General features: G+C 65.9%; 14 protein-coding genes. 5 read left to right on the top strand and 9 right to left on the bottom strand.

All coding sequences use genetic code 11. The features are described 5' to 3' along the window. Nucleotides 1-66: 66 nt before the first annotated feature. Complete coding sequence (locus AC1DGP_RS00315; RefSeq protein WP_441490103.1) at nt 67-699, bottom strand: LysE family translocator; 633 nt, start codon at nt 697-699, stop codon at nt 67-69. Nucleotides 700-830: 131 nt separating this feature from the next. Here AC1DGP_RS00315 and AC1DGP_RS00310 point away from each other — a divergent pair, with 131 nt between their 5' ends. Further along, a complete protein-coding gene (locus tag AC1DGP_RS00310; RefSeq protein WP_441506053.1) occupies nt 831-1349 on the top strand; it encodes a GNAT family acetyltransferase in 519 nt (172 codons plus the stop codon). A gap of 13 nt (nt 1350-1362) precedes the next feature. Here the strand turns inward: AC1DGP_RS00310 and AC1DGP_RS00305 are convergent, their stop codons facing one another. From AC1DGP_RS00305 to AC1DGP_RS00295, 3 genes are all read right to left on the bottom strand, one after another. Beyond that, on the bottom strand, nt 1363-1869 hold the full coding sequence (locus tag AC1DGP_RS00305) for a DinB family protein (RefSeq protein ID WP_476831577.1): 507 nt from the start codon (nt 1867-1869) through the stop codon (nt 1363-1365). Nucleotides 1870-1879: 10 nt separating this feature from the next. Further along, complete coding sequence (locus tag AC1DGP_RS00300) at nt 1880-3100, bottom strand: NAD(P)/FAD-dependent oxidoreductase (RefSeq protein ID WP_441506051.1); 1221 nt, start codon at nt 3098-3100, stop codon at nt 1880-1882. Between the two features lie 93 nt (nt 3101-3193). Further along, complete coding sequence (locus AC1DGP_RS00295) at nt 3194-4108, bottom strand: LysR family transcriptional regulator (RefSeq protein WP_441506050.1); 915 nt, start codon at nt 4106-4108, stop codon at nt 3194-3196. Between the two features lie 136 nt (nt 4109-4244). Between AC1DGP_RS00295 and amaB the strand changes: the two genes are divergently transcribed. From amaB to AC1DGP_RS00275, 4 genes are all read left to right on the top strand, one after another. Further along, nucleotides 4245-5765 carry an L-piperidine-6-carboxylate dehydrogenase gene (amaB, locus tag AC1DGP_RS00290; RefSeq protein ID WP_441490108.1) on the top strand — a complete coding sequence of 507 codons (1521 nt, stop codon included), beginning with the start codon at nt 4245-4247 and terminating at the stop codon, nt 5763-5765. Nucleotides 5766-5783: 18 nt separating this feature from the next. After that, complete coding sequence (locus AC1DGP_RS00285; protein ID WP_113515131.1) at nt 5784-7001, top strand: acyl-CoA dehydrogenase; 1218 nt, start codon at nt 5784-5786, stop codon at nt 6999-7001. 114 nt (nt 7002-7115) lie between these two features. Then, nucleotides 7116-8303, top strand: a complete 1188-nt coding sequence (locus AC1DGP_RS00280; RefSeq protein ID WP_441506049.1) for a CaiB/BaiF CoA transferase family protein — start codon at nt 7116-7118, stop codon at nt 8301-8303. Further along, nucleotides 8296-9966, top strand: coding sequence for a thiamine pyrophosphate-binding protein (locus AC1DGP_RS00275; RefSeq protein WP_441506048.1), 1671 nt, complete (start codon nt 8296-8298; stop codon nt 9964-9966). Before AC1DGP_RS00280 ends, AC1DGP_RS00275 begins: the two co-directional genes overlap by 8 nt. Here AC1DGP_RS00275 and AC1DGP_RS00270 read toward each other — a convergent pair. The 5 genes from AC1DGP_RS00270 to tal all read right to left on the bottom strand — a co-directional run bounded on the left by AC1DGP_RS00270 (nt 9957) and on the right by tal (nt 13653). Further along, on the bottom strand, nt 9957-10541 hold the full coding sequence (locus AC1DGP_RS00270) for a cytochrome b (protein WP_441506047.1): 585 nt from the start codon (nt 10539-10541) through the stop codon (nt 9957-9959). The genes AC1DGP_RS00275 and AC1DGP_RS00270 overlap by 10 nt on opposite strands. Further along, nucleotides 10538-11101: a YceI family protein gene (locus AC1DGP_RS00265; RefSeq protein ID WP_441506046.1), complete on the bottom strand. Its 564-nt coding sequence runs from the start codon at nt 11099-11101 to the stop codon at nt 10538-10540. The genes AC1DGP_RS00270 and AC1DGP_RS00265 overlap by 4 nt, the downstream gene beginning before the upstream one ends. Nucleotides 11102-11272: 171 nt before the next feature. Next, nucleotides 11273-11884 (bottom strand): HdeD family acid-resistance protein, encoded by a 612-nt coding sequence (locus AC1DGP_RS00260; protein WP_476831576.1) that lies wholly within the window; start codon nt 11882-11884, stop codon nt 11273-11275. 243 nt (nt 11885-12127) lie between these two features. Then, on the bottom strand, nt 12128-12679 hold the full coding sequence (locus AC1DGP_RS00255; RefSeq protein WP_441506044.1) for a cysteine hydrolase family protein: 552 nt from the start codon (nt 12677-12679) through the stop codon (nt 12128-12130). After that, nucleotides 12679-13653: a transaldolase gene (tal, locus tag AC1DGP_RS00250; protein ID WP_441506043.1), complete on the bottom strand. Its 975-nt coding sequence runs from the start codon at nt 13651-13653 to the stop codon at nt 12679-12681. The genes AC1DGP_RS00255 and tal overlap by 1 nt, the downstream gene beginning before the upstream one ends. Between the last annotated feature and the right edge of the window lie 15 nt (nt 13654-13668).

The raw sequence follows: 13668 nt of genomic DNA, 5'->3' as shown, positions 1-13668 counted from the left end.
CATGCCCGTTGCGGCCGGGGCTACGACGCATGATGTCCGGCACGATATCCGGAAAGGGGATGTGAGCTAGCGCTGCGCTTCCGTCGCCATCTTCACCGCGAGGCCGGCAAGCACCGTGCCCATCAGCCAGCGCTGCACCACCGCCCAGAACGGCCGTGTGCGAAGGAAGAGGGCAATGCTGCCGGCGGTAAAGATGATCAGCGCATTGACGCTGCCGCTGATCACGATCTGGATCGCGCCGAGCACCAGCGACTGCGTCAGGACATTACCCGCCGCGGGATCGATGAACTGCGGCAGCAGCGCGAGATAGAACATCGCGATCTTGGGATTGAGCAGGCTGGTCAGGAAGCCCATGGCAAAGAGCTTGCGCGGCCCGTCAGGCACCAGCTCGCGAACCTGGAAGGGCGAGCGCCCGCCCGGCCGCAGCGCCTGCCAGGCGAGGTACAGGAGATAGGCCGCGCCACCGAAGCGCAGCGCGTCATAGGCATAAGGCACGGCGAAGAGCAGCGCCGTGATGCCGAAAGTGGCGCAAAGCATGTAGATGACGAAGCCAAGCACGACGCCGATGAGCGAGATCAGCCCGGCAGCATGTCCCTGCGAGATCGAGCGCGAGATCAGGTAGATCATGTTCGGACCGGGCGTCAGCACCATGCCGAACGCGATCAGGGCGAAGGCAAGCAGGCTCGAGAGCTCGGGCATGGCGGGTCTCCGAAACAGCGCCGGCAACCTGCATCGAACCGGAACAATCGACAAGCCGCATGGAACAGTGGGCCGCCATGCCCGTTTCTCACGCCAACCGCCCGAATTTCTGCGGACAGACAGCGCCTCTCATGTTGCTCTTCAGTCGCATCCTCTACACCGCCATTGCGGGTTCCCTGCTCGCCGCCTCGGTGATGCTGATGGTGGTTGCGGTCTGGCGGACGTTCACCGGGTTCCGAACCGGCGACGGCGCACTTGAGACCATGCTCGACGGCATCGGCCTCGTGATCATTGCGGTCGCGGTCGCGGATGTCGGCAAATTCCTGTTCGAGGAAGAGGTGATCAGCGATCGCGAATTGCGGCGCCCGGCAGAAGCGCGCGGCTCGCTGACCAAATTCATGACGATCATCATCATTGCGCTCAGCCTGGAATCGCTGGTGCTGATCACCAAGGCGTCGCGGACCACGATGAGCGACGTCGTCTATCCCGGCCTGCTGGTCCTGCTCGCTGTGCTGGCGATGGTCGGGCTCGGCCTGTTCCAGAAGCTGAGCCAGAACACGACGGCAACCGTGCCTGAAGCGAAAGAAGACAGCGACAAGCCTGCCCCCGTGAAGACTCTGGCCCGGGCGAAACGGACCAAGCAGGCCTGAACCGGAGGGCCGTTCAGCGCAGTTCGTCGACGAGGAGGAGATCGGTATCCTCGGGTCTGGTGCCGGCCGCCGTCAGCATGGCGTGAACCTGCCCGCGATGATGCGTCTGGTGGTTGAACATGTGCATGAGCGCAAAGGCGCGCGGCTTGCCGAGTTCGCGGCCGGCGGCCCCCGAATACCAGATCAGGGTCCCGCGCAGCCAGTTGGCGTCGACGGTAGCAGCCCAGGCCAGGATCGCCTCGTCGCGCTCGGCACGCCGACGGCGGAACTCGGCCCAGTCATCGACATAGATCGGTGCATCGCGGCCGCTGATCGGCGGCTTGGGCGTCCCGATCAGCCGGTGGAGCCAGATTTCGTCGGCCCACAGGATATGGTTCAGCGTACCGTGGATCGACTTGAAGAAGGCGCCGCGATCCCGACGGCGACCTTCCTCGTCAAGCGTATCGGCCGCATCGCACAGGCTCCGGTTCTGCCAGGCGTTGTAGCGCGCCATGGTCTGAACATAAGCCGGATCGACCATGCGTGCCTCCTCAGATGATATTGGCCTCCGTCAGCGGCCGCCCCGCAACGATGCGCTCGTGACCGAGATCGGCAAGATCGAGCGTGCGATAGCCGCCATGCACAATCTGCTCGGCAATCCCCCTTCCCACAGCCGGGGACTGCTGCAGGCCGTGCCCCGAGAAACCATTGGCAAGATAGAGATTCGGCAGGCCGACGGCCGGGCCGAGGATGGCATTGCCGTCGAGTTCATTCATGTCATAGGGGCCGGCCCAGGCGCGACCGGGCTTGATCGCCTCGAAGGCGGGCACACGATGGGCGAGCGGCGCCCAGACATGCTCCTCAAAAAAGGACCAGTCGACATCCTCCACATCGGCATCGGTCTCGATCCATTCGCGATCGAGTTCGGCCGGCGGGGAGGCGCCGCAAATGAACATCTGCCCCTCGCTGCCGCGCTTGCCCTCGGGCCGGCAATAGGCACCGGAGGTATCGATCAGAAGCGGGCAGTTATCGACCTCGCCCTTGCAGGTGAAGCTGAAGACGTAGCGCTTCATCGACCTGACGGGAATCGCGATGCCGGCCGTTGCCGCCAGCCGCGCACCATGCGTGCCCGAGGCGTTGACGACCGCGCCACAGCCGATGCGGCTGCCATCGCCAAGCTCGACGCCGACGACGCGACCGCCTTCCACGATAAAGCGCGCCGCTTCGCCCTGGCGGTACTCGACACCGAGCGCGCGCGCCTTCTTGCGAAAGGCCTGGAGCAGCGCCCAACCGTCGAACCAGCCCTCCCCGCTGACCCCATAGGTGCCGCAGGCGAGATCCTCGACATTGAGCCAGCTAAATTTGCTGCGCAACATATCCGCAGCATAGAGCGCAATATCGGCGCCCTCGTCCTGCTGCAGTTTCTGGTTCGAGGCGAGGACCGGGGCTCCCTCGCCGCTCGCGACATAGAGGTAGCCGCCTTCATGCAGATCGATGGCCGGAACCTCGCCATCGACGGCGAGATGCGTCCCGATATTGCGCAAAAATTCGATGCCGTGGAGCGAGATACGGATGTTCACCGAACTCGAGAATTGCTGGCGGATCGAAGCCGCCGAGAGCGCCGAGGCGGAGTAGCGGTAGGTCGGATCCTTCTCCAGGACCACCACCTTGCCCTTGAAGCCTGGGTCGGCGGCGAGATGATAGGCGACGGAGGAACCGATGGCGGCCCCTCCACAGATCACGACATCGGCGGTCTCGGAAAAGGACGGCATGTCAGTCCTGCGCAGTTCGGGCCACGACGCTCTGTGGCCGGGGTTGGTGAATTTCACGCATGAATGACGCGACTGCGCCGGCTTGTCGAGTGCTCAGGCCGTGAGCCCGCATTCGCCGAGCAGCCAGTCGCGAAAGGCGATCACCGCCGGCAGCGCCGCCCGGGTCTCGGGATAGACCAGGTAATAGCCCTCCGTGCCGCTGACCGGCCGGTCGACCGGAACGACGAGCGCGCCCGAGCGCAATTCCTCCTCGATCAGGAAGCGCGGCACGATCGCAAGACCCAACCCAGCCACGGCCGCCTGCGAGACCATGGCAAATTGCTCGAAGCGCGGCCCCATCAGCGCCCGCTCCGGCGGCAGCCCCTGTTTTTCCAGCCAGTTCGCCCAGGCCCGGGGTCGCGTCGCCTGCTGCAGCAACGGCGCGCGCAGCATATCCGCCGGCTCCTTCAAGCCCAGGCGCTCGACCAGCGAGGGCGCCGCCACGGGAACGACCTCCTCCCCCATCAAGCGATGAAGCACAGCGCCAGGCCAGACCGGATCGCCGAAATGCACGGCGGCATCGATCGGCTCGCGCGCGAAATCAAAGGGCACCAGCTTGGTCGTGAAGTTGATGGTGACGCCGGGATGGGCCTCGATGAAGCGCGGCAGACGCGGAATTAGCCAGCGTGTGCCGAAGGTCGGCAGGATACCGAGATGCAGCACGCCGGCCGCGCCGCGAAAGGCCATGGCCGAGACGGTCGCAGCCGCAAGGCGCGAGAGCCCATCGCGGATCTCGGTCGCATAGGCGCTCCCGGCCGGCGTCAGGCTGACGCGTTTCTTGACGCGCTGGAACAGACTGACGCCGAGCACCTGCTCGAGATGCGCGACCTGGCGGCTGATCGCCCCTTGCGTCAGGTTCAGTTCCTCGGCGGCGCGCGTGAAACTGCCATGGCGCGCAGCCGCCTCGAAGGCCGCGAGCGCCGACAGGGAGGGCACCGAAAGGCGTCCGGGAACGAGATCAAAGGTCATGAGCTATTCTCATCAACTCGTGAGAACATATCGGTTGCCGAGCGCAACCGGAAGAGGGCATTCTGCGCCCTTCCGGCGCGGCGGCTCTTTCCCGCGCCATTTGACATACTAGCAATCGACAGGTCGGAACCAGGACATGGCTTCATCTTTGCCGAAGGATGCGCTCGCGCTGCTCAAGCGTCTCGGCGTGCCGGACACCGTCTTCGCGTCCGCGGGCCTTGCAGCACGCTCCCCCATCACCGGCGAGACGGTGGCGACGCTGCGCGAGACGAGCGTTGCGGAGACCGAGGCGGCGATCGGCCGCGCGCAGTCTGCCTTCCTGGCCTGGCGCAAGGTCCCGGCCCCGCGCCGTGGTGAATTCGTCCGCCTGCTCGGCGAGGAGCTGCGCAACGCCAAGACCGATCTCGGCCTGCTGGTGACGCTGGAAGCCGGCAAGGTCACCTCCGAGGGGCTCGGCGAAGTCCAGGAGATGATCGACATCTGCGATTTCGCGGTCGGTCTTTCGCGCCAGCTCTACGGCCTGACCATCGCCACCGAGCGCCCGAGCCACCGCATGATGGAGACCTGGCATCCGCTCGGCGTCTGCGGCGTGATCTCGGCCTTCAACTTCCCGGTCGCCGTCTGGTCCTGGAATGCGGCGCTTGCATTCGTCTGCGGCGACAGCGTCGTCTGGAAGCCCTCCGAGAAGACCCCGCTGACGGCGCTCGCCGTCCAGGCCATCGTCGAGCGCACCATGAAGCGCTTCGGCCCCGAGGCTCCGGTCGGCCTGTCGGAAGTCCTGATCGGCGGTCGCGAGATCGGCGACGCACTGGTGCAGGATCACCGCGTGCCGGTTCTCTCCGCCACCGGCTCGACCCGGATGGGCAAGGAAGTCGGCCAGAAGCTCGCCGCCCGCTTCGCCCGCGCCATTCTCGAACTCGGCGGCAACAATGCCGCGATCGTGGCGCCTTCCGCCGATCTCGATATCGCGCTCCGCGGCATCGCCTTTGCTGCGATGGGCACGGCCGGCCAGCGCTGCACCACGCTGCGCCGCCTGATCGTCCATGAGAGCGTCTATGACGCGCTGATCCCGCGCCTGATCAAGGTCTATGGCTCGGTCAAGATCGGCGATCCCCGCGAGGCCGGCGTGCTGGTCGGGCCGCTGATCGACGAGGCTGCCTATGAGGGCATGCAGAAGGCGCTCGGCGAAGCCAAGGCTGCCGGCGGCAAGGTCCAGGGCGGCGAGAAGGTCGATGTCGGCAGCGGTGGCTTCTATGTCCGTCCGGCGCTGGTCGAGATGCCCGAGCAGACCGGCCCGGTCGAGCGCGAGACCTTTGCGCCGATCCTCTATGTCATGAAGTACAAGACGCTGGACCAGGCGATCGCGCTGCAGAACGCGGTCGGTGCCGGTCTCTCCTCGTCCATCTTCACCCTCGACATGCGCGAGGCCGAGACCTTCGTTTCCGGCGAAGGCTCGGATTGCGGCATCGCCAACGTCAATATCGGCCCTTCGGGTGCCGAGATCGGCGGAGCCTTCGGCGGCGAGAAGGAGACCGGCGGCGGCCGCGAGGCCGGTTCGGACGCGTGGAAGGCCTATATGCGCCGCGCTACCAATACGCTGAACTACGGCACGACATTGCCGCTGGCGCAGGGCGTCAGCTTCGACGTCGACGCCTGAGCGAACGGGAGAGAAACCATGGCCGAAGCCGCACGCAGCCACTCCGCAAGCCACAAGCTCGCGGAATTCCAGTGGGACGATGCCTTCCTGCTCGACGACCAGCTCAACGAGGACGAGCGCCTGATCCGCGACACGGCCCGCCAATACGCGCAGGAGAAGCTGCTCCCGCGCGTCTCGGAGGCCTATCTCGAGGAGAAGACCGACCGCTCCATCTTCAATGAGATGGGCGAACTCGGCCTGCTCGGCGTGACGGTGCCGGAGGAATATGGCTGCGCCGGCGCCAACTACGTCTCCTATGGGCTGGTGGCCCGCGAGGTCGAGCGCGTCGATTCCGGCTATCGCTCGATGATGAGCGTGCAGTCCTCGCTCGTGATGTATCCGATCTACGCCTATGGCGACGAGAACCAGCGCAAGAAGTACCTGCCCAAGCTCGGCTCCGGCGAGTGGATCGGCTGCTTCGGCCTGACCGAGCCCGACGCCGGCTCCGACCCGGCCGGCATGAAGACCCGCGCCGAGAAGGTGGCCGACGGCTACAAGCTGACCGGCTCGAAGATGTGGATCTCGAATTCGCCGATCGCGGATGTGTTCGTGATCTGGGCGAAGTCGGCCGCGCATGACAACCAGATCCGCGGCTTCATCCTCGAGAAGGGCATGAAGGGCCTGAGCGCGCCGAAGATCGGCGGCAAGCTCAGCCTGCGCGCCTCGATCACGGGCGAGGTCGTCATGGACGGCGTCATCGTGCCGGAAGAGAACCTGCTGCCGAACGTCTCTGGATTGAAGGGGCCGTTTGGCTGCCTCAACCGCGCCCGCTACGGCATCTCCTGGGGCGTGATGGGCGCCGCCGAGGACTGCTTCCACCGCGCCCGCCAGTACGGGCTCGACCGCAAGCAGTTCAACAAGCCTCTGGCCCAGACCCAGCTCTACCAGAAGAAGCTCGCCGACATGCTGACCGAGATCACGCTCGGCCTGCAGGGCTCGCTTCGCGTCGGCCGCCTGCTCGACGACGGCAGGATGGCGCCCGAGATGATCTCGCTGGTAAAGCGCAACAATTGCGGCAAGGCGCTCGACATCGCCCGCCAGGCCCGCGACATGCATGGCGGCAACGGCATCTCGATCGAGTTCCACGTCATGCGCCATGCCGCGAACCTGGAGACGGTCAACACCTATGAGGGCACGCATGACGTTCATGCGCTGATCCTCGGGCGCGCCGTCACCGGGCTGCAGGCGTTCTTCTGAGCCGCGACCTCATGCCTGGGGCTTGCCCCAGGCATGTCTTTTTGCCGCGCACCCTTCAAGGGATGGCTGGGCCAAACCCGGCCATGACGGCAGCCTCGAAGCCGGAATGACCTGATGACGACTCCTCCCCTTGCCGGCCTGCGCGTCCTCGAACTCGCGCGCATCCTTGCCGGCCCCTGGATCGGCCAGTTGCTGGCCGATCTCGGCGCCGATGTCGTCAAGGTCGAAAGCCCAGAAGGCGACGACACCCGCAACTGGGGTCCTCCCTTCGTCGAAGGGACCGACGGCGGCACGCTCTCGGCGGCCTATTTCCACAGCGCCAACCGCGGCAAACGCTCGATCACGGCCGATTTCCGCACGGAGGAGGGCCGCGCCCTGGTGCGCAAGCTCGCCGGCCATGCCGATGTGGTGATCGAGAACTTCAAGGTCGGCGGGCTCGCCAAATACGGGCTCGACGCCGCCTCGCTGCGCAAGCTTCATCCGAACCTGATCTATTGCTCGATCACCGGCTTCGGACAGGACGGTCCCTATGCCGAGCGCGCCGGGTACGACTTCCTGATCCAGGGCATGGCCGGCTCGATGTCGATCACCGGCCAGCCCGACGGCCAGCCGACCAAGGCCGGCTATGCCAAGACGGACATCTTCACCGGGCTCTACGCGACCGTCGGCATCCTGGCGGCGCTGCGGCGACGCGATGCCACCGGCGAGGGCGCAACGCTCGACCTTGCCTTGATGGACACGCAGGTCGCCGTGCTCGGCAACCAGGCGCTGAACTACCTGGTCTCAGGAAAAGCCCCGGCCCGGCTCGGCAACGCCCATCCCAATATCGTGCCCTACGAAGTCTTCCCCGTCGCAGACGGGCACATCATCATCGCGACCGGCAATGACGGGCAATACCGCAGGCTTTGCGACGTGCTTGGCCGCTCCGATCTCGGCAGTCATGCCGATTATGCCGACAACAAGGGCCGGGTCGCCAACCGCGCAATCCTGATCCCGATGCTGGCTTCGCTGACCGCCCGCCGCCACAAGGCCGAACTTCTGGCTGCGCTGGAAGAAGCCGGCGTTCCGGCCGGCCCGATCAACACGATCGACGAGGTCTTTGCCGATCCGCAGGTGGTGGCCCGCGGCATCAAGGTCGACCTGCCTGCCGAGGCTGCGGCCAAGGGCGCGATCCCGACCGTCGCCTCGCCCATCGTCATCGACGGCGAACGGCAGGTCGCATCGCGGCCTAGCCCTCGGCTCGGCGAACATCAAGACGACATCCTGAACGACCCCGCCTGGGGAGGGCATACACATGGCTGAACGGACTGGCGGGCAGATCCTCGTCGACCAATTGCTGATTCATGGCGCGACCGACGCCTTCTGCGTGCCCGGCGAGAGCTATCTCGCCGTGCTCGACGCGCTGCATGACGCGAAGCTGAAGGTCACCATCTGCCGCGCCGAAGGCGGCGCCGCGATGATGGCCGAGGCTGCCGGCAAGCTCACAGGCAAGCCCGGCATCTGCTTCGTCACCCGCGGCCCCGGCGCGACCAATGCCTCGCCGGGCATTCATATCGCCGACCAGGACTCGACCCCGATGATCCTGTTCGTCGGCCAGATCGAGCGCGGCATGCGCGAGCGCGAAGCCTTCCAGGAACTCGATTACCGCGCCGTCTTCGGCACCATGACGAAATGGGCGACGGAGATCGACGACGCTGCCCGCATTCCCGAGATCATCAGCCGTGCGTTCCATGTCGCGACCTCCGGCCGCCCCGGCCCGGTGGTGATCGCGCTGCCCGAGGACGTGCTGACCGACCTCGCCGACGTCGCGGACGCAGAACCCTATCAGGTCACCGAGACGCATCCCTCGCTGCTGCAGACGATCGACCTGCAGAAGCGGCTCTGGGCCGCGAAATCGCCGATTGCCATCCTCGGCGGCTCGCGCTGGAACCCGCAGGCGATCGAGCGTTTCCAGCGTTTTGCCGAGCGCTTCGACCTGCCGGTCGCGGTCTCCTTCCGCCGGCAGATGCTGTTCCCGGCCAACCATCCGAATTTTGCCGGCGATCTCGGCATCGGCCCCAATCCGAAGCTCCTGAAGCGCATCCAGGACAGCGATCTCGTGCTGCTGGTCGGCGGCCGCCTCTCCGAGATGCCGAGCCAGTCCTACACGCTGTTCGGCATCCCCAATCCGGGCCGCCCGCTGGTGCATGTCCATCCCGATCCGGAAGAACTCGGCCGCGTCTACCGGCCAAGCCTCGCGATCAATGCCTCGCCGACCGCCTTCTGCGCCGCCTTGGAGACCGTTCATCCGCCCCAGACGATCAACTGGGCGAGTGCGGCGGCCGAAGCGCATGATGCCTATCTCGCCTGGAGCGAGCAGCCCGCCCCGGTACCTGGCGCCTTCCATCCCGGCGAGGCCGTCACCTGGTTGCGTCGCTACCTCCCCGATGACGCGATCCTCTGCAACGGTGCCGGCAACTACGCCACCTGGGTGCATCGCTTCCATCGCTTCACCAAGTTTGCGACGCAGCTCGCGCCGACCTCCGGGTCTATGGGTTATGGCGTGCCGGCGGCAATCGGCGCCAAGCGGCTGTTTCCCGAGAGAACGGTGGTCGCCTTCGCCGGCGACGGCTGTTTCCTGATGAATGGCCAGGATTTCGCGACGGCCGTGCAGTACGAACTGCCGGTGATCGTCGTCGTCGTCGACAACGGCATGTACGGCACGATCCGCATGCATCAGGAGAAGCACTATCCTGGCCGCGTCTCGGCAACGACGCTGAAGAACCCGGATTTCGCGGCCTATGCCAAGGCTTTCGGCGGCCATGGCGAGCGCGTCGAGACCACGGCCGAGTTCGCTCCGGCCTTCGAGCGCGCGGTCGCCAGCGGCAAGCCGGCGATCATCCACTGCCTGCTCGATCCCGAAGCGATCACGCCGGCAAAGTCGCTCTCCACGATCCGCGAGGAAGCCTTCGCCGCTCAGCGCTGATCGCCGCGGAGCGCGACCCATCTGCGGCCGAACCACATGCGGCGCAGCAGACCGTCACGCCAGATCAGTACGTGAACCAGCGCCGCCGCGACATGAATCGCGGCGAGCGCGAGGAGAAGGTTGCCCGCCCAGGCATGCAGAGCCTGCATCAGCTCATAGGTCGCCTTGTCGGGCCCGATGAGATGCGGGACGGCAAGCCAGCCGAAATAGAGCGTCGGGATCTGCAGCGGCGCGGCCGACACCATGAGCAATCCCGTGACAGGCAGCGCGATCAGGCAGACATACAGGCCTGCATGGACCACGTCGCTGGCCCGCTGCAGCCATCGCCCAGCATTCGCCGGCGGCGGCACAGGGGCGACCATGCGCAGGACAAGCCGCAGCACGATCATGCCTGCGACCGTCAATCCCACCGACTTGTGCAGTTGGTAGAGTTCGAAACGCTCGACGAGGTTGCGGCTTTCATCGCGCATCGGCGACGCGATCAGGAACTGGGCAATGACCAGCAGCAATGTCAGCCAATGCAGCGCGACGAGGGCCGGGTGCCAGCGCATCGGCCGCCCCACCACCTCGCTCATCGCGCAAGCTGCCCCTTGATCACAAGCTCGACCGCGTCATCGACGACATTGACCTCCCGGCCGAGTTCGAATGCAGGGCGCAAAAAGGTGCCATTGGCCTGGAAGGGCAGCTTTTCGCCGCGCCTGGCCCTGTCGATGTCGCCATCGACGACAGCCATCACCGTAATGGGGCGGGTGATCGAACGGATGGTGAGCTGCCCGCGTATCTCGAGGCTGCGGTCGCCGGTGCGGATCACCGCAGCAGAGGTGAAGCTCGCGGTCGGATAGCGCCCCGTATCGAGCATGCTCTCGCCCTTGATGAAGCCATCCATGAGGGCAGAGCCGGCCTGGAGCGAACCCGTCTCGATCGTGACCCTGATGCGGCTGCGTTCAGGCCGATCGAAATCGAGCGCCAATGTCCCGTCATAATGCGTGAAATGGCCGGTCGCGACGACTGCCCCGAAGCGGCGGGTCACGAAGCTGATATCGGTGGCCCCGCGCTCGATACGCCAGGTCGTTTGCGCCGCTGCAGGCTCGGCGACGACCAGGCCGGCAATCACGAGTGCGACATAACGGAGCATCCCGCCATTGTCGCGCCCATGATGGCCGGGCCGTGGCACCCGGCCCCGCACACGCAAAGGTGATGCCGCCCTAATGCATCGGCCTGAAAGGTGGATTGCGGCTTTCGGGAAAGCCGATGCAAACACAAAGGGTTCGATCACCGGACCGGATACGATGTCCGGTCCGGTGATCTAGCCTGCCTGCGGCGTCGCTCGCCTGGCGGCGGCGCCATTGAAGGTCGAACGGATCGCCATGGCCAATGCGATACAAGCCCAGCCCTGGAAGATCAGCTCGATCGCGAGGAAGGTGCCGAGGACCCAGAAGCTCGAGGCCGGCCATTGCGCCAGGATCATCCCGCCGAGCGCGAGTGAAAGCAGCCCGGAGACCAGAACCCAGATCCAGACCGGCGTCGGCCGCGTCTGGAAGGCGACGATGATGCGGAAGATGCCGGCTGCGACCAGGGCAAAGCCCGCCAGAAGCGTCAGCGACGCCGTCGCCACGACCGGGTTGATGAAGGTMATGATGCCGACGCCGAGATAGAGCAGGCCGATCAGCACATGCATCAGCAGGCTTTTCCAGCCGCTGTGCCGGAAGGCGTCGATCAGCATGACCACGCCGCCGGCGAACATCATCGCGCCGAACCAGATGGCGCTGGCAACGCTGAGCAAGGCGGAAGCGCCAAGCCCGAGCACGCCAAGGATGACCAGGGCAATACCGGCTGCAAGCAGCCAGCCCCAGTTACGTCGCAAAGGCAGGAGATGCGTACCGAGAGAAGGTGGTTGATGCGCGGGTGCGTCCGACATGACCAGGCCCCCAGTGGAACTTCACGAAGGCTCCCACCACCGGGGCTCGCCGTCAACTCCGGGCGCACCCTAGGGGCGAACCGCTAATGTTCTCAATAGGTTGCCAGACCGCCCAAAAGATCGAAAACGGCGCCGGCGGAGAAACTGCAGCGCTCACTCGCCAGCCAGGCGACGAGCTCGGCCAGCTCATCGGCCGTTCCCAGCCGTCCGAGCGCGCTCTTGGCGACCGCGCCGGGCCGCCATTCAGGCGAACGCGACCTGAGCCAGCGGCGTGACACGGATCGTCGCGGAACCGGCATCGAAACCATCCAGCAGGGCATTGTGATGCGCCACGATCTGCTCGACCTGCAACGTATCGCTGTCGGCGGTCGTATGCGCATCGGCGACGAGCGTGACATCGAAGCCCAGGCCGACGGCACGCCGGCAGGTGGTGTCGACACAGTACTGCGTCATCAATCCGGCGATCACGAGATGGCCGATCCTCCGTTCCGCGAGCACAACCTGCAGGGCCGTGTCGTGAAAGGAATCGCAGGCCGTCTTGTGAACGACGATGTCGCCGGGTTGTCGCGGCAGGTCGGGATGAAGGTCCCAACCTAGGGTCCCGGTTTCCAGACGGTGTCCGGCCGGGCCGTCATGCTGGATGAAGATCACCGGGCGCTGGGCGGCATGCGCGCGGCCGATCAACTCGGCCAGGCGCTCGCGCACTTTCGCAAAGCGCTCCCCGACGACTGCGCGCGCAGCTACCGGCACGGCCAGGATGTCGCGCTGGACGTCGATGATGACAAGTGCCGACATCAGGCAGCCTTGGCGCCCTCGAGACGGGCATCGACCAGCTTGCGCAGGTTGCGCAGATCCTTGACGAAGCCGCGAATGCCTTCGGCGAGCTTCTCTGTCGCCATTGCATCCTCGTTCAGCGCGAAGCGGAACGCCTTCTCATCGAGCAGCAGCTTCGCGGGTGCCTTCCCGGAATTGTCCGGCGCGAGCCTGCGCGGCAGATCGCCCTGCGCCGCGGCGAGCTCGTCGAGCAGGCCGGGGCCGATGGTCAGCCGGTCGCAGCCCGCCAGCGCCTCGATCTCGCCCGTATTGCGGAAAGAGGCGCCCATCACCACCGTGTCGATGCCGTAAGCCTTGTAATAGGCATAGATGGTGCGGACCGAGACCACGCCGGGATCGGTTTCCGCCGTGTAGGGGCCGCCGCCGGCCTTGACGTGCCAGTCGAGGATTCGACCGACAAAGGGGGAAATCAGGAAGGCCTTCGCATCCGCACAGGCGATCGCCTGCGGCAGCGAGAAGAGCAGGGTCAGGTTGCAGTCGATGCCCTCGGCCTGCAGCACCCTGGCCGCCTGGATGCCCTCCCAGGTCGAGGCGATCTTGATCAGGATGCGCTCCCGCCCGATGCTGCGCTCCTTGTAGGCAGCGATGATGGCACGGGCCTTGTCGATGCTCGCCTGCGTGTCGAACGAGAGATCGGCATCGACCTCGGTCGAGACCCGTCCGGGGACGATTCCGGCAAGTTCGGCGCCGAAGGTCACGGCCAGCCGGTCGCAAACCGCATGCACGCGGGCCTCGCTGGAACCGGCAGCCTTCCGGCCCCAGACAATCGCCTCATCCACGAGATGGGCATAGGCCGGGGTTTCGACGGCCTTGAGCAGCAAGGTCGGGTTCGTGGTGCAATCGACAGGCTTCAGACGGCGCACCGCTTCGATATCGCCGGTATCGGCGACGACGGTGGTCATCTTGCGGAGCTGGTCGAGCTTGGAAGCGGTCATGGCGATCCTGCCGAA

The sequence above is a fragment of the Allobosea sp. 05T433 genome (assembly GCF_056396065.1).
The sequence above is the reverse complement of the archived record's forward strand: the minus strand, read 5'-3'. Positions and strand labels throughout refer to the sequence as shown.